15 protein-coding genes are annotated in these 17497 nt (G+C 58.8%); 7 read left to right on the forward strand and 8 right to left on the reverse strand.

What is annotated here, in order from left to right:
* Positions 1-299: 299 nt before the first annotated feature.
* On the forward strand, positions 300-590 hold the full coding sequence (locus LKE28_01965) for a transposase (GenBank protein MCH3907032.1): 291 nt from the start codon (positions 300-302) through the stop codon (positions 588-590).
* Entirely contained in the window at positions 587-1528 is a 942-nt protein-coding gene (locus LKE28_01970) for an IS3 family transposase (GenBank protein MCH3907033.1), read from the forward strand. Before LKE28_01965 ends, LKE28_01970 begins: the two co-directional genes overlap by 4 nt.
* Before the next feature lie 78 nt (positions 1529-1606).
* Here the strand turns inward: LKE28_01970 and LKE28_01975 are convergent, their stop codons facing one another.
* From LKE28_01975 to LKE28_01985, 3 genes are read right to left on the reverse strand one after another with little or no spacing between them, the layout of a single operon-like run.
* Positions 1607-3082: a HAMP domain-containing histidine kinase gene (locus LKE28_01975; GenBank protein ID MCH3907034.1), complete on the reverse strand. Its 1476-nt coding sequence runs from the start codon at positions 3080-3082 to the stop codon at positions 1607-1609.
* Between the two features lie 2 nt (positions 3083-3084).
* Entirely contained in the window at positions 3085-3816 is a 732-nt protein-coding gene (locus LKE28_01980; protein ID MCH3907035.1) for a response regulator transcription factor, read from the reverse strand.
* Positions 3797-4564: a response regulator transcription factor gene (locus tag LKE28_01985; GenBank protein MCH3907036.1), complete on the reverse strand. Its 768-nt coding sequence runs from the start codon at positions 4562-4564 to the stop codon at positions 3797-3799. Before LKE28_01985 ends, LKE28_01980 begins: the two co-directional genes overlap by 20 nt.
* Positions 4565-4713: 149 nt before the next feature.
* On the opposite strand from LKE28_01985, the gene LKE28_01990 reads away from it, so the two are divergent.
* The 5 genes from LKE28_01990 to LKE28_02010 are packed head-to-tail and all read left to right on the forward strand — an operon-like array spanning position 4714 to position 9769.
* Positions 4714-5079, forward strand: a complete 366-nt coding sequence (locus LKE28_01990; protein ID MCH3907037.1) for a NusG domain II-containing protein — start codon at positions 4714-4716, stop codon at positions 5077-5079.
* Positions 5063-6130 (forward strand): Gx transporter family protein, encoded by a 1068-nt coding sequence (locus tag LKE28_01995; GenBank protein ID MCH3907038.1) that lies wholly within the window; start codon positions 5063-5065, stop codon positions 6128-6130. The genes LKE28_01990 and LKE28_01995 overlap by 17 nt, the downstream gene beginning before the upstream one ends.
* Positions 6131-6168: 38 nt before the next feature.
* On the forward strand, positions 6169-7749 hold the full coding sequence (locus LKE28_02000) for a hypothetical protein (GenBank protein ID MCH3907039.1): 1581 nt from the start codon (positions 6169-6171) through the stop codon (positions 7747-7749).
* A complete protein-coding gene (locus LKE28_02005) occupies positions 7746-8549 on the forward strand; it encodes a Cof-type HAD-IIB family hydrolase (GenBank protein MCH3907040.1) in 804 nt (267 codons plus the stop codon). The genes LKE28_02000 and LKE28_02005 overlap by 4 nt, the downstream gene beginning before the upstream one ends.
* Positions 8546-9769, forward strand: a complete 1224-nt coding sequence (locus tag LKE28_02010; GenBank protein MCH3907041.1) for an MFS transporter — start codon at positions 8546-8548, stop codon at positions 9767-9769. The genes LKE28_02005 and LKE28_02010 overlap by 4 nt, the downstream gene beginning before the upstream one ends.
* Positions 9770-9815: 46 nt before the next feature.
* Here LKE28_02010 and ygeW read toward each other — a convergent pair whose 3' ends face one another.
* The 5 genes from ygeW to ssnA form a co-directional block, all read right to left on the reverse strand.
* The gene (gene ygeW, locus LKE28_02015; protein MCH3907042.1) at positions 9816-11015 is read right to left on the reverse strand and encodes a knotted carbamoyltransferase YgeW; all 1200 of its coding nucleotides are present in this window, start codon (positions 11013-11015) and stop codon (positions 9816-9818) included.
* A gap of 81 nt (positions 11016-11096) precedes the next feature.
* Positions 11097-13979, reverse strand: a complete 2883-nt coding sequence (locus LKE28_02020) for a molybdopterin-dependent oxidoreductase Mo/Fe-S-binding subunit (GenBank protein ID MCH3907043.1) — start codon at positions 13977-13979, stop codon at positions 11097-11099.
* Complete coding sequence (locus LKE28_02025; protein MCH3907044.1) at positions 13976-14806, reverse strand: FAD binding domain-containing protein; 831 nt, start codon at positions 14804-14806, stop codon at positions 13976-13978. Before LKE28_02025 ends, LKE28_02020 begins: the two co-directional genes overlap by 4 nt.
* A 118-nt stretch (positions 14807-14924) precedes the next feature.
* Positions 14925-16148 carry a YgeY family selenium metabolism-linked hydrolase gene (locus LKE28_02030; protein ID MCH3907045.1) on the reverse strand — a complete coding sequence of 408 codons (1224 nt, stop codon included), beginning with the start codon at positions 16146-16148 and terminating at the stop codon, positions 14925-14927.
* A gap of 18 nt (positions 16149-16166) precedes the next feature.
* Positions 16167-17489: a putative aminohydrolase SsnA gene (gene ssnA / locus LKE28_02035; GenBank protein ID MCH3907046.1), complete on the reverse strand. Its 1323-nt coding sequence runs from the start codon at positions 17487-17489 to the stop codon at positions 16167-16169.
* Between the last annotated feature and the right edge of the window lie 8 nt (positions 17490-17497).

Genomic DNA, 17497 nt, shown 5'->3' on the forward strand with positions numbered 1-17497 from the left:
TCAGTATGGATACGTATTATGTAAGTAGGATGGCATAATTTTGACAGCAAAGTGAAATAGTGTGTGTAGTGGGAAATGAATTTGGAGTTATATGAGCTAATTTCTTCATATATGGAGAAAATATGGAGATTAATGGCATGTTTGTCATTCCAGTGAAGGTTACACTGACACACTTATTCATTTTGTCAAAAATGATGAAATTTGTGTTAGCACCGTTTTCCCTATGCTAAGACCTGAAAGCAGGACAGAGGGGGTGAAAAATAAGGAATATCTGCTATCCTTGGAAAGGAGAGGCAGACATGGGGAAAAACCGGAAGACGTATCAGGAGTCATTCAAGAAGCAGGTGGCGATCGAGGCGCTGGAAAGCAAGAAGACAGTAGCGGAAATCGCTTCTGAGAACGGGATCACGCCCGGCATGGTGTCAATGTGGCGAAAATCGTTCATCGAAGGAGACTTCAGCAAGGATCTGGGGAAGACGCGCAAGGAGCTGGAAGAAAAGCAGAAAGCGCTGGATGCGGCGACGATGGCGCTGGGGAAAGCCCAGCTGGAGATCGAACTGCTCAAAAAAAAAGTGAATCCGCAGGGATGAGCGTCTACGAGCTGGTGGACCATGAAAGCGCAGTGGAATACCTTCGCGGGGGCCTTGGCCTTCCGGTATCCGGCCAATGCCGTCTCCTGGGAATCTCCCGGAGCAGGTATTACCAGTGGAGGAAGCTGCGGGAAGCCAGGAAAGCAATGCCTGAACGGCAATATGATGGGCGGAAAGAAGAAGAACTCGCATTGGTTGACAAGATCCTAGGCGTCTGGACGGAGAATCCGGCCTGGGGATACCGGAAACTGGGCAGGTACCTGCAGCGGAACGGTTTCCCCTCAGCCACGGAGAAACGGGTGCGTCTCATCTACCAGCGGCTGGGCATCCATGGGGTCTCCCCGGTGTTCCGCACCACCCGCCAGCCGAAAGGGAAATGCCTGAAGCACCCGTATCTGTTGAGGGGGAAGAAGATACGGTTCTCCAACCAGGTATGGGAGACGGACATCACCTACATCCGTCTTCCCGGAGGGATGGTGTATCTGACGGCGTTCATCGACGTGTACAGCCGGAGGATCCTGTCCTGGAGCCTCGGGCGCACGATGGAAAGCGGGTTATGCGTCGACGCGCTGCATGAGGCGGTCATGAACCATGGGATACCGGCGATCCTGAACACGGACTGCGGAAGCCAGTATCTGGGTGGTGATTTCCTTGATGCCGCCTCCAGTTACGGGATCGAGATCAGCAACGACTCGGTGGGGAGATGCCTCGATGACGTGTTTATTGAACGAACGTGGCGGACCCTGAAATATGAATGCATCTTCCTTCATGAGTGGGGCACGATGGAGGAACTGGAGAAGGGATTGGGGATATTCATCAGGAAGTTCAACTTCGAGCGGCCCCATCAGTCGCTTGATTACCGGACGCCGGACGAAGTGTATACGGACGGACGTTTCCCGTCAGCGGGGGACGAACCGAAGAAGACTGAGGTGGCATAGGAGATTTCCTTGTTTTCCCGCCACCCTGTCTTGACAAGGGGCTTAGCTCATCCCTGTTTTCCTGCATATGTATGCAGTTTACCATACAATGGAGACGATGACATCCCCTTTGTCCTGGTGAATCTCCGCTTTTCCCCCATGGAGAACCATCACCTGCATCACGATGGGCAGTCCCATTCCGTTTCCTGTAGTCCCCCTACTGAGGTCTCCTTTGGTCCAAGGCTCAAAGAATTCCACGTTCTCCGGAAGATTTCCCGGGTTGGTGAACGTCATGGCATTCTTTCCGATCGTCCAGATTACGCCATCGGTGGTTGCCTTCAACGCGTTCTTCAACAGTTCCTTGCAGGCGACAAGGAGTTTGTCCTGGTCACCGGAGAGTTTGGCATTGGAGGTATCCACCTTCACCCGCATCCACTCATCCGGGCTGAACTGCCCGCCGACCAGATCGACGAACTCGGCGACATCCATCGGCTGGATGTCCGCCTTGGCGTCCGGACTGATCAACTTGGAGTACAGGACGACGGCGTTGATCCGCTCGGCCAGATCGTCGTTTTCCTTTTTGATCATCTCCATTCCCTTCTTGTCCACCGGGAAGACGCCGTCGGCCATGCCATCCAGAAGCAACTTCATGCTGGAAACCGGTGTGTTCAAGTCATGGGTGATGGAACGGAGCCATTCCCTGCGGGAGCGCTCGTGCATCAAAAGCTGCTTGTCCAGTTCCCTGATGGACTGGTTGATGCCCAGGTTCTCCTCCACGTTGGTGGGAGGAATGGCCACATCGTGCTTTCCCTCGGCGAGTTCAGAGAGGGCGTTCTGGATGCCTTGGGTGTACCGCTGGTTCCGCTTGCTGATCCTCGCCGCCATCCACAGGGCGATGATCAGCGCTACCGGGATGGACCAGAGGAACGGCGTGAGGATGCCCTGGAGGAAGTGGGACAGCGGCTGGTAGGCGAACGGAGAGAACGCGATCACATCCACCGTGGCGATCTCCGTCCCATTGACCATGATGGCGATGGAACCGGCAATGTCACGGGCCCGGAGTTTTCCGGGAAGGAGGATCTGCTTCCGTTCGCTCTTGTCCTTATATAACACAGAGGTAAAGGTGGTCACCAACCCTACTTTCGTCTTGGAGATGGTAATGACGTACAGATCCGTCTTGGCCGTCACGGCGTGGAACGTCGATTCTGAGAGCTGGCGTATCACTTCCGGTGTGGTTCGTTGCCTGCGGTCAGGGAAGCCCAACGGCATTCCTTCCCGGGTCTTTCCGAACGTCGTGACAACGTCTCCCTCGGTATCTTTCAGAAGCAGGCCGCTGACCCGTCCATCCGAGGCGCTGAGCAGCACATCGTCAAGGTTGTTGATGTTCCACCCATCGTACGGCACATTGACGGTCAAGGCATCGGCAAGGGATTGGACGTACGTCTGGTAGATATCCTGGTTCCACTTCCGTTGCTGGCTTGTGGTGCTGACCAGAAACACGGCAACCTGGATGGACAGGACGACGAGCAGCACCAGAATGAATCCCAGGAAAAGCCTGGCGAACTGTTTACGCATGCTTATCCTTTGCGGTGGCCTACGAAGCGGTATCCGTATCCCCGTACCGTCTCGATCCAGGCGCCATCGCCCAGCTTGCCCCGGATGTTCTTGATATGGGTGTCGACGATCCTGTCATAGCTGTCGAAGCTGTAGTCGAAGCACTGCTCCAATATCTGGGCGCGGCTGATCAACTGGGGATGGTTGTGGATCAGGCAGGCGAGGATCCGCCACTCCGCCGCGGTGAGGATCACCGGTTTCCCGTCACAGGTAAGCGTGTGCTCCACCTCGTCGAAATCCAGCGAATGATCCTGCACGTAGAACCACCCGCCTTCCATGTCCGCTTCCCCGTTCTTCTGTTTCTCCGTACGGCGAAGCACCGCCTTTACCCGCATGACCAGCTCCTTCGGGCTGAACGGTTTGGAGATATAGTCATCCGCCCCCAGTTCGAAGCCGAGGATCTTGTCCGACTCCTCGGTACGGGCGGTCATGAAGATCACCGGAACTTCGTACTGGGTTTTCAATTGCTTGACGAAACTGAACCCGTCGCCATCAGGGAGCATCACGTCCTGGATCAACAGGTCGGGGGTCAGCCGGGTGAACGCAGGACGCGCCGCGGCCAGGGTGGCGAAGCCCTCCACCTTGAAGCCGGAGAGCTCCAGGTACTGCTTCACCCCCTCCCGGAGGACATCATGGTCCTCGATGATGTAGATCACCGGAATCTTCTTGGACGGTTCATCCTTCATGGTCCGCATCCTCCGTCTTCTTCACCGGTTTGCCGTTCCGCGGCGCGACAAGCGGGGCGGAACCGGTTCCTTTCCCGGCAAAGCGGTAGCCGTATCCCCGGACCGTCTCGATCCACTGGGAGCCCAACGGCCCCATTTTGCTCCGCATGTTTTTCACATGGGTGTCGACGATCCGGTCATAACTTTCAAAACTGTAATCGAAGCAGTGCTCCAGAATCTGGCTCCGGGTGATCAAAATGCCACTGTTGGCCACCAGGTAACTCATGATGCGCCACTCAGCCGCCGTCAGCGGGATCGGTTTTCCATCGATGAAGAACTGATGGCTGGTCTCGTCCAGCGTCATCGTGGAATTATCCAGCGTCCACTGGGATCCTTTCATCGCCGTGGTGGAGAGTCGGTCGATGCGGCGGAACAACGCCTCGACCCTGAGTTCCAGTTCCTTGGAGGAATACGGCTTGCAGATGTAGTCGTCGCATCCCAGTTCAAAGCCAAGGATCCGGTCGCTTTCGCTGGTCCGGGCGGTGACGAAGAACACCGGGAAGCTGTACGTCTGCTTGAGCTTCTTGATGAACGAGAATCCGTCTCCATCGGGAAGCATCACGTCCTGCAGCAGGAGATCAGGGACCTGTTTGGCGATGGCGACCTGCAAGGCGTGCAGATCCTCAAACGCCTGGACTTCAAACTCATACATCTCAAGGTACCGTTTGATGCCCTCGCGGTCCTCCGCATTGTCATCCACCACATAAATCAGCTTCATACCACGAATAATAGCTTCCTCCTGTTTCCATCTACAAGATACGTCCGTCAGGAATACAACTTACTTACCTGTTTTACCACACAATCTTCACAAAAACAACAAGAACCCCGCTCTCGCAACGCGTGCCCGTTCCTTGTATACTGATTCCCGTGCAACGAAAAACCCTGGTCGCCGACACGCTTTCAATTCTCATCTCCCTGACCGTCGTCCTGTTGATGGTCAGGTTGAACCCCGTACAGGGAGGTTCGTACCTCAATGTACAGGGAACGGAAGGAACGTACCGGTATCCGTTGTCGGTGGACCGGACCATTGATGTCCATGGGCCATTAGGGGAAACCACCGTGGTGATCAAGGACGGGAAGGCGTTCATCACGGACAGCCCGTGCGAGTCCAAGGCATGCACCAGGATGGCTCCGGTGACCAAGAACGGGGGATTCGTCGCGTGCCTGCCCAACGGCGTGCTGCTGTCCGTCGCATCCAGCGGGGAAAGCGAGGTGGATGATGTCACCAACTGAGAAACGGACCTGTTACGTCGCATCCACCACCCTGCTTCTCTCCGCTCTGGAGTATCTGATCCCCAAACCGCTTCCATTTCTCAAGCTGGGGCTGGCCAACCTGCCGCTCCTTGTCGTATTGGAAAGTTTTGGATGGAAGGAGTTCCTCGTTTTGGCGCTGCTGAAGGTATGCGGTTCCAGCATCATCTCCGGCACCTTGTTCAGCTACGTGTTCCTTCTGGTGTTCTTCGGCGGCATGGCCTCCGCCGTGGTGATGAAAGGGGTCTCGTCACTGTTGAAGGGACACATCTCCCCGGTGGGCTGTTCCGTCCTGGGGGCGCTCGCCTCCAATCTGATCCAGCTGTGGGGCGCCTCGATGCTGGTCTACGGTCCGTCCATCTGGGTGGCCGCGCCATTGCTCCTGTCCATCGGACTGGCATCCAGTGTGGTCCTCGGCTTTCTGGCTTCTTCATACCGGAAGCATGGCACGATGCTGACCCATGATTTCTCCCAAGGCAACGCCGCTTCGTGGATCACCTACCCCCACACCGTCCCGTTCACCCTGCTTGCCGTCATCGTCGTGCTGCTCGCCCTGGAGAAGAACCCGCTTCCCCTTGCCATCTCCCTGGTGGCGCTGTTCTGCGCCCAGAAGGCAAGCGGGAGAAAGATCATGCTGGTCCCCAGCCTGGTGTTGTTCCTCTCCATGCTGGTCCTCTCGTTGTTTGAACCGAACGGCAAGGTGTTGTTCTCCCTGGGAAGCCTCACGGTTACCGAAGGGGCGTTGAAGGACGCATCCATCCGGGCGATGCGTCTGGTGGCGCTGGTCTCCGCGTCCCAGTCGATGGTCGTTTTGATGCCCCGTGTTCCCGGCAAGTTCTTCTCCATGCTGTCGCTGACGCTGGGCTACTTCGCGTCGTTCCGTATCCACAAGAAGAACGGTTCGTTCGTCCAGTGGATCGACGCGTCCCTCTCCTCGGCGCTTACCGGCACCCCCAAAGCTCCCAAAGCACCCCGCATCGGGCTGGTAACCGCGCTCTGCGTTCTCTGTGCGCTCTCCTTGATCGTTTTTTGATGACAAGTGCAGAACAATCCGGTATAACAGAAAGAACGATGACGGAAACGATGTATCAAGCATACGGACAGCGAAGCGCAGCGTTCGCCCGTGGGTTCGAAACAATGGAGCGCTCCCTGCAATACTGGTGTCTGGAGCACACCCCTTCACGGGATGTGATGCGGAGCCTGTGCCGGTTGGACGCCAACAGCGGGTGTGAGTATCCCCCGTTGTGGTTCACCCACCAGGCGGAAACGTATGCCTACGCCACCGTCCTGTGCGACGCCCAGACGATCCGTCAATGGGCCAAGGGAGAGAAACGGCTCGACCCGATGGCCCAGGAGATGGTCGCCACATGGACGGAGAGCCCGGCCATCTGGTGCTACTTCACCATTTTGGAAGTCAAGGCCAACGATTTCTTCACCATCAGCGACCGCCTGACCGGCGCTTCTCTGACGCTGTACAGCCCGGCACTCTCCTGCCTGGTGCAGGATACGCAGAACCTGACCAAGCACTTCGTCGCCCTGATCGCCACCAATGGGATGTGCATGCAGAGTTTCGGGATGATCCACTCCAACAACCTGGGGGCCAGTGATCTGGATTTCTTCTGCACCATGCTGGACCAGCAGGCCTATATGACCAGCGGCTTTTCCAGGGTGGTGAACAGCCATTTCATCGACTTCCTGGGCATCGACGCCGTCACCCATGTACCGACAATGACCCATGAAGGTATCTGGCTGAAACAGACGTTCAACAAAGTCACCTTCGACACGTTTGATCCCGCCATGCTGGATGACGCGTGGGAGACGGAACGGAAAGGATCCTATGCCGCCTCTACGTTGGTGCGTCGAAGTCCTGCATTGGCCGCCAGTGGCGCCTCCGACGCGTTCTGGGAAGACGTTCCGTTCTCACGGCCCACCCTGTTTCTGGACCTGCGAAGCAAGTCCGGGTGGCTGCACACGCTGGGACGATCCAGCTACAACGAGTTCATCAAGGTGATCCGCTTCCTGTTCCCGATGATCCCGATGGACAAGGTGATCGTCCCGGACTACGTCGTCTCCCCGTCGATGGTCCATCTGATGGAGATGCAGAAGCGCAAGTGCCCATGGTCGGACTGCACCGAGCCGTTCGACCAGAACGAGAGTCTGAACAACGAGGCGGCCCAGGTTGAGCGGATCGTCTCCGACCACGTCCGTTCGTTGGGGACGCCTCCATTGTTCCTTCGGGGTACGTCCACCATCAAAGATCCCAATGGGCTTACCATGGGCAAAGGTCCGGTACGGGTCGGCATGCGGCTGGAAAGCCCGCTCGAGGATTCCCCCCTGTTCTCCGTGACGATGGATGCGCACCTTACCGCTGTCGTCACGGCATGGAAGGCCATGCTCGCTTCGGACGCGCAGGTGACGCTGAACCTGTTCTTCCAGCTTCTCTGGTACCATGCAGGCTGCTTCAAGGAAACGGACGCCTATGCGGCGGAGCTTTCCAAACAGCTTCCGTTCCTTCTGAAGCGTCATCCCGCATTCCCTGCGGACTTTCATTCCTTCTGCCTGGATACGATGCAAAAGGAAGGCTTGTTGTTGGTGCAGGGAACCACCATCCGGCCATCACTGGCCTTCGCCAAGTCGGTCATCTGGAAATGAGCGCCATCAAGTTGGTCTGCATGGACGTCGACGGGACGCTCCTGGGGGACGACCATATCCGGATTCCGGATCTCAACCGGGTGGCGCTCCAGAAAGCCTTCCAGAAAGGCCTCCATCTTGCCCTGGTCAGCGGGCGTCTTTCCGCCTCGCTGAGGCCGATCCAACAGAACCTGGGCATCACCGGGCCGCTGGGCTGTTTCGGCGGAGCCTTGGTCGTCGACGAGAGGGACCAGATCCTGGACCAGCACCCCATCACCAAAGCGCAGGCCATCCGGGTGATACAGCGGGTGCGCCCCACCGGCATGACGATCTTCCTGTTCGGCCAGAACCACTGGTACAAGGAAAAACAGGACGCCTTCGCCACGGTGGAAGAGGAAGTATCCTGCGAAGGGACGATGATCGGAGACTTCGAAACGTTCATCACAAACCGCACCACCCCTCCGTTCAAAGTCCTCTGCATGAGCAGTGACCATGACCAGGTGTTGCGCATCCAGGCAGGGCTCCAGGAGGAATTCGGGAACGAACTGTCCGTCTGTCTCTCCTCCCCCCGGTACATCGAGGTATCGGTCAAAGGTATCGACAAGGGAAACGCCGTGGACGTGCTGCTCTCCCACTACCATCTGGAGAGAAGGGAGTGCATGGCCATCGGGGATTATGAGAACGACCTGGGGATGTTCCGGGAAGCCGGACTGTCCGTCGCCATGGGCAACGCCCCGGATGACATCAAAGCCAAGGCTGACTGTGTCACCGATACCAACCAGGCAGGAGGCCTGGGGAAAGCCATTCTTTCCATCCTATGAACAACCCTCTTTCGGTGTACCGGCACCTACCCCGGGCGATTTACGTCCTTTCGTTCGCCACACTGGTCAATTCCGTGGCCAACTTCGTGTATCCCTTCCTGGTGCTGTACCTCACCACCCGCCTGTCGTACTCCGCGGCCCAGGCGGGTCGGTTCATGACCCTTACGGCACTGTTGTACGTGCCTTTTTCCCTGTTGGGAAGCGTCATCGCCGACCACTTTGGAAGAAAACGACTGATGATCACCACCCAGCTGTGCATGGCCGTGGTCTGCTTCCTGTGCGGTTGGATTGACGGCAGCCCAGCCATCCCCGTCTTGATCCTCATCGCGCTGGGATTCGACGGGATGTGCGACCCGGCGCGGACGGCGTTGAAGACGGACGTCACCACGCCGGAGAACCGGCAGGCCAGTTTTTCGTTGGTATACCTTTCCATGAACCTGGGGTACACCGTCGGACCGATGATCGGAGGACTGCTCTTCTCCTCCCACATCCGCTGGCTGTTCTGGGGGAACGCCATCGCTCTGGCGGCATCCACCATTCCGGTGGCGCTGCTTGTCCCGGAATCCAACCCTACTGCGGAAGAGATCCGGAAAAGCAGACAGGGGAACGCGGCCGATCGCGCGGAGGAAGGGTCGTTGTTCCACGCGCTCCGCACCCGCCCCTTGCTGCTGCTCTTCGCCGTGGGGATGACCTTCTTCTCCTTCGGCTACAGCCAGATGTCGTTCGCCCTGCCGCTGTTCTTCACCGATCTGTTCGGAAGCCAGGGCGCGTTGCAGTACGGGCGTATCATGGCGTTCAACAGCGTCATCGTCGTCGTGGGGAACCCGCTGGTCATCTCCCAGGCCAAACGACTGCCGCCGCTGAGGAACCTGGCGGGCGCCGCGGTGTTGTTCATGCTGGGGTTCCTTCCCTTCATCTGGACCCGACGCCTGTGGGTGCTGTACCTCGCCGCCTTGGTGTTCACCGTCGGGGAGATCCTCTGGGTGAACAACGAACGCACGTTCGTGGCGAACCACACGCCCATCAGCCACCGGGCGCGCTTCGGCGCCATCCTTCCCATCATCGAGGGGACGGGGCAAGCCCTCGCCCCATTTGCCGGAGGCGCCATCATCGACCGCCTGTCCATGGATTGGCTGTGGATCACCTCCATCATCTCGTTTTTCATCGGGGCGATGATCATTTTGGCGCTTTCCCAAAAGAAGTGGCGGGAAAGCCAATAAAAAATCCACCCGGACTCCCGGATGGATTTTTTTCTGTTCAGACAGCTTAGAAGACCCGCTTCTGGCCGCGCTTCAGCACATCCGTCAGCGTCTTGCCGGGGTTCTGGAACCGCTCCAGCAGGATCATCGCCGCGATGACGTACGGCTTGTAGGAAGCCTGCTTGTACAGCGGGGTGAGGTAGCGCTCGAACACCGACGCGTCGACTTCCCCTTCCTTGCAGGACACCCCGGTGATGTCCGCCGGCAGACAGTGCAGGTACAGCGCCTTCCCGTCCTTGGTGGTCTTCATCAGATCCTCAGAGCAGGTCCAGTCCTTGTACTTGGCGTTGTTGGCCAGGCACCGCTGTTCCAGCGCTTTCAATGCTTCGTCATCGCCCTGCTCGACGATCTTGGTCCGCTCCTGCATGATGGAGAACGGAGCCCAGGACTTCGGGTAGACGATGTCTGCATCCTTGAACGCCTCTTCCATCGTGGCGACCTTGCGGTACGAGCCACCAGAGACCGTGGCGTTCTTTTTCGCCACTTCCTCCACTTCCGGCATCACGTCATAGCCTTCCGGATGGGCAAGGACGACGTCCATGCCGAAGCGGGTGAACAGGCCGATGACTCCCTGGGGGACGGAAAGCGGCTTGCCATAGGACGGGCTGTACGCCCAGGTCATGGCGACTTTCTTTCCTTTCAGGTTCTTCTCTCCGCCGAAGTAGTTGATCACACTCATCATATCGGCCATGCACTGCGTCGGGTGGTCGATGTCGCACTGCAGGTTGACGATCGTCGGGCGCTGCTCAAGCACGCCGCTGTCGTACCCTTCCTGCACGGCATCGGCGACCGTCTTCATGTAGGTGTAGCCTTTGCCGATGTACATGTCGTCCCGGATGCCGATCACATCCGCCATGAAGCTGATCATGTTGGCCGTCTCACGGACCGTCTCGCCATGGGCGATCTGGCTCTTCTTCTCATCCAGATCCTGCACCTCAAGCCCCAGCAGGTTGCAGGCGCTGGCGAAACTGAACCGCGTCCGGGTGGAATTGTCCCGGAACAGGGAGATGCCCAGTCCGCTGTCAAACACCTTGGGGGAGATGTTCTGCTCCCGCATGGCGCGGAGGACCTCCGCCACCGTGAAGATGGCGTGGATCTCGTCGTCGCTTTCCTTCCACGTGTGGAAGAAATCATTCAGGTACATCCCTTTGGTGTCCAGCGTTTTCAGCTGCTCAATCATCTGTTCGATCGCTTTCTTGTCTTTCATACGTCCTCCGCGTGTCAGGGACATCATAGCATCCGCCGATGTCCCTGTCCACTTCTTTTGTTGCGTTTTGTTGCAGTCTTGTCAGAGTTTCCCCAATTCCTTAAGAATCTTCTCCGCCGTGAACGGCCAGGAACGAATCCACACGCCACAGGCGTCGTGAATCGCCGTGGCGATGGCCGGCGCTGCTCCGTTGGCGGCGATCTCGCTGATCGACTTGCCTCCATACGGGCCGTCCTTGTCATCCACGTCGATGAACACCGCCTGGAAGTCGTCCGGCGCCTCGTAGATCATCGGAACCCCGTAGTCGGTGAAGTCAGCGTTCAGGCAACGCCCGTCCTTGTCCAGCACCAGCCCTTCGTACAACGAGTGTCCGATGGACTTCATCACCGCGCCGTACATCTGGCACAGGGCCAGCTCCGGGTTGATGGGAGTGCCACAGTCCTGGATGGCGTAGAACTTCATCACCTTCACCTCCCCGGTCTTCACGTTGACCGCAACCTGGGCGAAGTGGGCGCCATACGGAACGGCGCTCGCCTTGGTGGCGAATCCTGCGTGCCCGATAAGCTGCCCGTGACCGGTTCCAGAGAGGGTGTCATGGCTGAGCTTGGCGTAGGAAAGCGTCTTGCCCGTCTTGGTGCTGTACACCTCTCCGGGAGCGCGGGTGATCAAATCATCCGCATCCTCGCCCATCTGGTAGGCGGCTTCCTTCAGCATCGCCTCCTTCAGGCTCTGGGCGGCCAGCATGGACGCGTTGCCGCTGAAGAACGTTCCGCTGGAAGCGTAGGCGCCGGTGTCAAACACACAGCTGTCCGTATCCCCGCTCGTCACGGTGACCCGATCCAGCGACACGCAGAACGCCTCGCTCATCACCTTGGCGCTGATGGTATCCAACCCGGTACCCAGGTCGGCGCCACCGCTGAAAATCTCGAACGTCCCGTCGGTCAGGAGCTTTGCCCAGGCGTTTGCCTGGTCCAGTCCGGGCAGACCGGAACCCTGCTGGATCATGGCGAAGCCTTTGCCGATCTTCCAGTCGGGATCCGTTGAGGTTTCCTTCTTCCCCCAGTTGATCATCCGGTGGCCTGTCTCCAGCGCCTTTCCCAACCCGCAGGAACCGACCGGCACGACGTTTCCGGCACGCCCTTCCCCCAGCCCTTTGAGGATCTCCAGCATGTAGCCGGTCTCCACCTTGTTCTTGAAGGCCATCTGGTAGTAGTCGATACCCAGTTTGTCGGCAAGCTCCGCCATGCAGGTCATCAGGCCATAGGTTCCCTTGGGGGAACCATATCCCTGATACGCCCCGGTGGGCGGGATGTTGGTGTAGTACGTGATGACGTCGAACTTCATGTTGTCCACCTTCAACAGGGGCAGCGTCTTGGAGCAGGCGTTCATCGGAACGGTGAGACAGTGGTTGCCGTACGGGCCGGTGTTGGCCCGGACATCCATCGACACCGCCGTGATCGTCCCGTCGCGTTTGGCTCCCATCTTCACCGTCACGCGCATCGGATGCCGGGTGCTGGTATTGGTGAACTCATCCTTGCGGGTGTGCCGGTAGAAGATCGGCTTGCCGGTGATGTAGGTACAGTACCCGACGAGGTCTTCGATCAGAATATCCTGTTTGGAACCGTACCCGCCTCCGACATGTTCCTTGATCACCCGGATCTTGTTCTCCGGAAGCCCGGTCACCCAGGCGACGATCCGCCGCACGTGCCAAGGCACCTGGGTGGAGTCATGGATCTCCAACCGTCCGTTGTTGATCAACGCGTAGCAGGTATGCGGTTCCAGCGGGGTGCACTGCACCTGGCTGGTCTGATAGGTGCGCTCGATCACCATGTCCGCTTCGGAAAATCCTTTTTCCACATCCCCGATGGCCCCATGGGCCTGGCTGGCGATGTTGTGCCGGATATCCCCGTGGAGCGGGAACTGGTAGATCACCTTGCCGTCACGTTTCTCGTAGGTCTTGTTGTACGCGGCGAGATCGGCGGGAGCGCCGCTCCGATACTCCACCAGTCCGTTGTGGACCAGCGGAGCGCCCGGCGCCATCGCCTCTTCCACGGTGAAGATCGGCTTGCACACTTCGTACTGTACCTTGATCATCGCTGCGGCGCGCTGGGCGTGGTCCATCGTGTCCGCAACGATGGCGGCCACCCGGTCTCCGACAAAACGCAGGTGCCAGTTGAACAACCTCCGGTCATGAGGACTTGGCTCGGGGTTCCCCTGTCCTGCCTGCATGTAGAACACGTCCGGACAATTGGCTGCCGTGACAATCTTCACCACCCCGGGGGCTTTCTCCGCTTCGGTGGTGTCGATGGAGGTGATGAACGCCGAAGCGTACGGGCTTCCCAGTACGTACAGGCTGTACGGTGTATCCGCTCCGATGCGGTCCTCCACGTAGCTGCGCTCCCCGGCGACCAGCTGGGGGCCATCGATCTTTCCCATCGGCTTTCCCACATAGGAGAGATTCTTGCGGAACGAGGGAGCGGTCGGTTCCCGATAGGCGCCATAGTCCCGTTTCTCCACGGCAAGCCGCACGGCAAGGTAGTACCGCTCATACCCGGCGTCGCGGATGAAGATGCCGCTGAGCACCTGCTTGACGTCCTCTGTGGTGGGATGGCTGTTGTGTTCCAGAAGCCAGGTGAGCAGCAACGCCGCTTCCGGGGCGTTGTAGGCGCTCTGCACCACGCCTGCGTCGATCATCGCCTGCTGGACGATGGAGAGGTTCCGGGAGGAACCCAGACCGTCCGCAGTACGGATATCCTTGCCATTCGCCTGGACGGCGAGCATCAGATTGGCGTAGGCGGGGACATCGTCGACGAGCACCGTATCGCTTCCGACAAAGCCTTCCCCGTTGTCACTGTCACGAACGGCGAAGTGGCCCAGACGGACCAGCATCTCCCTCAGACTCTCACCCGGTTTGGTCGTTACCGTCTGCCGGGTTCCGTTGATGGTGCAACTGATGCGGCTCATGCTCCCTCCTTGAAGAACTTCTGGTACATCTCCCACAGCGCTTCCTCAGTGATGTACCGTTTGTAGGCGGCGCTTCCCGTCAGGTCATCCGTCGCGGTGATCTCCCCTTGCAGCACACGATGGAACTCCTCCCGTTCCACCTGGGATTGTTGTTCGATGAGATTCTCCGTCTCCTTGAAGCGGACCAGGCCGGTTCCTTTGATGGCGGCGTACATCCGGGCATGGGAAACCACCCCGTTCTCGGTGCATTCGCTGCCGAATGCGCAGGTGACGGCAGCTCTGCCTTCCACCGTCCGGGCGAACCTCCGGGAGGCGACGAACCGGGAGTGATCCGGAATGATCACCTCCAGAATCAGGCTGTCCCGATACGGCTCGTGGTGTGCGTGATATTCGCGAAGCGGAAGATTCTCCTCGCTGGTGGAGCCGTCAGCGACAAGCTGGGCGGTCTGCAGGCGGGCCCGCATGGCGAGGAGCGTACAGACGATGTAGGCGTCATCCGAACAGAGGGCGATATTGCCCCCGATGGTTGCCATGTTCCGTTTGGTGAACGAACCCATGAACCGGAGTGCCGTCTTCAGGGCAGGAGGAACCAACGTATGGTCCAGCGCCTGCTGGAACGTCACCATCGCGCCGATGTGCAGGCCGTATTGGTCATGGGAAATGTCGGCAAGACCCAGTTTTTCCAAACTGATCGCCGACGATGCCGTGATGGATGATCCCAGCCGGTTGATTTCCGTGCCGCCTGCATAGTAGACGCTGCCCGCCTTGGCACGATGTAGTTCCAGCGCTTCCGTGATGGTCTTTGGTACGGAGAATTGACGCACCATGTTCGCCTCCTTGTCTGAAGCCAGTATACCATACAATTCCACGGTGTGGCCCCAATATGAGGAAAGCCACGGTGTCGCCACCGTGGCCTGCCTTGCCGGGCACACCGGCCCGTTTCCCTTACTTCGCCGCCGCCTCCAGCTGGTACGGCAACATGGCGTAGAACGCGCTGCAGATCTCCAGGTCCTTCACCCGGGTGATCTCGTTGGGCGCGTGGGCCTGCGCCTCATCGCCAGGGCCGAAGCCGATGGCAGGAATATGGTGCCTGCCGGTGGTCGCCACCAGGTTGGTGGAGAACGTCCACTTGTCGACGACCGGCTCGGAAGAGAACAACGTCTCGTAATCCTTCACCGCCGCTTCGACGAGCGGGTGGTTGCGGTCGATCTTCCAGGTGGGGAAGTACAACTCCTGGGAGTACGGGGTCTTCGTCCAGCCCACCTTCTCGTAGTTGGGCATCTCGACGATGATCTGGTCCTCCGGATCCCCGGTGGCCTTGCTCACATACTCCTTGACCTGCTTGATCGCCATGTCGGCGTTCTCACCCCAGGTCAGACGGCGGTCGCAGTAGATCATGGCGTAATCGGCCACGGCGCACTGGCTGGGTCCTTTGACGTCCATCTGGCTGACGCAGATTGTTCCCTTGCCCAGGAAGTTCTCCGCATCCGGCTTCAGATCCTTGTTCAGCTGCTCGATGGCCAACGCGGCCTTGGCGGCCTTGTAGGCGGCGTTGACACCCCGCTCCGGCGCGCTGCCGTGGCAGGAGATGCCGCGCAGGATGATCCGGATCTCCATCCGGCCGCGGTGACCGCGGTAGATCCTGCAGGAAGTCGGCTCGGTGGAGCAGATCAGATCGGGCTTGAACCCTTCCTCTTCGATCATGTACTTCCAGCACATGCCATCGCAATCCTCTTCCATGACGGTGAAGGTGAAGTATACGGTGTATTCGCCACCATAGCCCAGCTCCTTCAGGATGCGGCCTGCGGTGATCATTGCCGCGGCTCCGCCCTTCTGGTCACTGGTTCCCCGGCCCCAGACCTTGCCGTCCTTCACTTCCCCGCTGAAAGGATCGAACGTCCAGTTCTTGATGTTGCCCACCTCGACGGTGTCGATGTGCGCGTCAAAGGCAAGCTTCTTCGGACCGTTGCCCACCCGGCCGATGACGCTGCCAAGCCCGTCGATCTTCACTTCGTCGAACCCTGCCTCCTGGCAGAGTTTTACGATCAGGCGGCATACATTCTCCTCCTGGGAGCTGTAGCTCTTGGTCTGCACCAGTTTGCCAAGGTTCTGCGCCGTATAGTCGCGGTACTTGGCCGCCAGCGCCAGAATCTGCTCTTTCTTGTCCATATGTTCTCCTCCTGCCCGTCACGGGGCGATCTTGTCCACGGTTTTCCAAACCCGCTTGGCGACTTCCCTGGCACCGGCGTAGATTTCCGCAACGTCCAGTCCGGGGAACTGATGGTCCTCCATCACGACCTTTCCATCCACGATGACGCTCTTCACACAGTTGGAGCTCATGCCCCACACGAAGTGCGAGGCGGCGTTTTCCGCAACCAGCGGCGTCGGGCTGTGGTAATCCAGAATATCCAGATCGGCCGTGTATCCCGGCTCGATCCTCCCCAGCTTGACGGGGAAGTACTTCTCCAGCAGCTTGTTGCCCCGGGTCAGGGCGGCAAGGAAGTCGGACGGCCACCACGGGCCACCCTCGTCCTTGTGGTTGAAAAACGCGATCTTCAGCTCCTCGAACATGTTGCCGCCGCATCCGTCCGTGCCGATGATCAGATTCTTCACGTCGCGGAGGTGTTTGCAGTACCCGACATGATTGTTCATGTTGGACCGGGCGTTGTGAGCGAAGAAGCAACCCCGTTGGTTGATCAGATCCACCTCATGGTCGTTCAGCCACAGGCCGTGGACCAACAACGAGTTGTCCGTCAGCATGCCGAACTTGTCCATCCGGTCGATGATGTCCATGTTGTAGTGATGGTGGCTGAAGATGGCGTCATAGTCCCCTTCGGCCACGTGGGTGTGGGTGCCGCATCCGGTTTCCTTCATCGCTTCGCTCATCAGCCTCAGGCCCTCGTCCGGGATGGTGAACAGGGCGTGCCCGCCGATCATGCCACGGACCAGCTTCCGTTTCTTGCTTGAAAGAGCGAAATCGTGGTTCTCCTGGACGCCCTCCTCCACTTCCCGCATCCCGCGGTTACGGTCGGTAACCTCGTAGCAGGTCATGCCACGGACTCCCACCTTCTCCATGCCGTCAGCGATCACATCCAGGCTTCCCTTGATGAAGTTCGGGCTGGCGTGATGGTCGATGCAGCTGGTCGTACCGGCGGCGATGGCGTCCAAGGAGCAGATCAACGAGCTGTAGTAGCAGGCTTCCTTGTCCAAGCCGCGGTCAAGCCGCCACCACCACTCCTTCAGCACCTGGATGAAATCCGTCTGGGGACCGGAAGAGACCAACATGCCGCGGGACAGCCCGCTGTAGTAGTGGTGATGTCCGCAGACGTTGCCGGGAATGACCACGTTCCCCGTCGCGTCGATCACCTTGTCCGCCGTGACGCCGTGCAGCGACCGCCTTTGCCGACCTTCTCGATCACCGAGTCCTTGATGACGATGTCCACCCCTTCCGTCACGGAAACAGGGGGACATCGTCTGCATCACCGTCGCGTTCTTGATGACGATCGTCATGCCTTCCT

Origin of the sequence: Sphaerochaeta sp. (assembly GCA_022482495.1) — a bacterium.
Lineage (GTDB): Bacteria > Spirochaetota > Spirochaetia > Sphaerochaetales > Sphaerochaetaceae > RUG023.

What these genes read in the sequence shown, in the direction of transcription:
- LKE28_01965 (MCH3907032.1), top strand. Translation starts at nt 300, where the DNA reads ATGGGGAAAAACCGGAAGACGTATCAGGAGTCATTCAAGAAGCAGGTG.
- LKE28_01970 (MCH3907033.1), top strand. Translation starts at nt 587, where the DNA reads ATGAGCGTCTACGAGCTGGTGGACCATGAAAGCGCAGTGGAATACCTT.
- LKE28_01975 (MCH3907034.1), bottom strand. Translation starts at nt 3,082, where the DNA reads ATGCGTAAACAGTTCGCCAGGCTTTTCCTGGGATTCATTCTGGTGCTG.
- LKE28_01980 (MCH3907035.1), bottom strand. Translation starts at nt 3,816, where the DNA reads ATGCGGACCATGAAGGATGAACCGTCCAAGAAGATTCCGGTGATCTAC.
- LKE28_01985 (MCH3907036.1), bottom strand. Translation starts at nt 4,564, where the DNA reads ATGAAGCTGATTTATGTGGTGGATGACAATGCGGAGGACCGCGAGGGC.
- LKE28_01995 (MCH3907038.1), top strand. Translation starts at nt 5,063, where the DNA reads ATGATGTCACCAACTGAGAAACGGACCTGTTACGTCGCATCCACCACC.
- LKE28_02000 (MCH3907039.1), top strand. Translation starts at nt 6,169, where the DNA reads ATGACGGAAACGATGTATCAAGCATACGGACAGCGAAGCGCAGCGTTC.
- LKE28_02005 (MCH3907040.1), top strand. Translation starts at nt 7,746, where the DNA reads ATGAGCGCCATCAAGTTGGTCTGCATGGACGTCGACGGGACGCTCCTG.
- LKE28_02010 (MCH3907041.1), top strand. Translation starts at nt 8,546, where the DNA reads ATGAACAACCCTCTTTCGGTGTACCGGCACCTACCCCGGGCGATTTAC.
- ygeW (MCH3907042.1), bottom strand. Translation starts at nt 11,015, where the DNA reads ATGAAAGACAAGAAAGCGATCGAACAGATGATTGAGCAGCTGAAAACG.
- LKE28_02020 (MCH3907043.1), bottom strand. Translation starts at nt 13,979, where the DNA reads ATGAGCCGCATCAGTTGCACCATCAACGGAACCCGGCAGACGGTAACG.
- LKE28_02025 (MCH3907044.1), bottom strand. Translation starts at nt 14,806, where the DNA reads ATGGTGCGTCAATTCTCCGTACCAAAGACCATCACGGAAGCGCTGGAA.
- LKE28_02030 (MCH3907045.1), bottom strand. Translation starts at nt 16,148, where the DNA reads ATGGACAAGAAAGAGCAGATTCTGGCGCTGGCGGCCAAGTACCGCGAC.
- ssnA (MCH3907046.1), bottom strand. Translation starts at nt 17,489, where the DNA reads ATGACGATCGTCATCAAGAACGCGACGGTGATGCAGACGATGTCCCCC.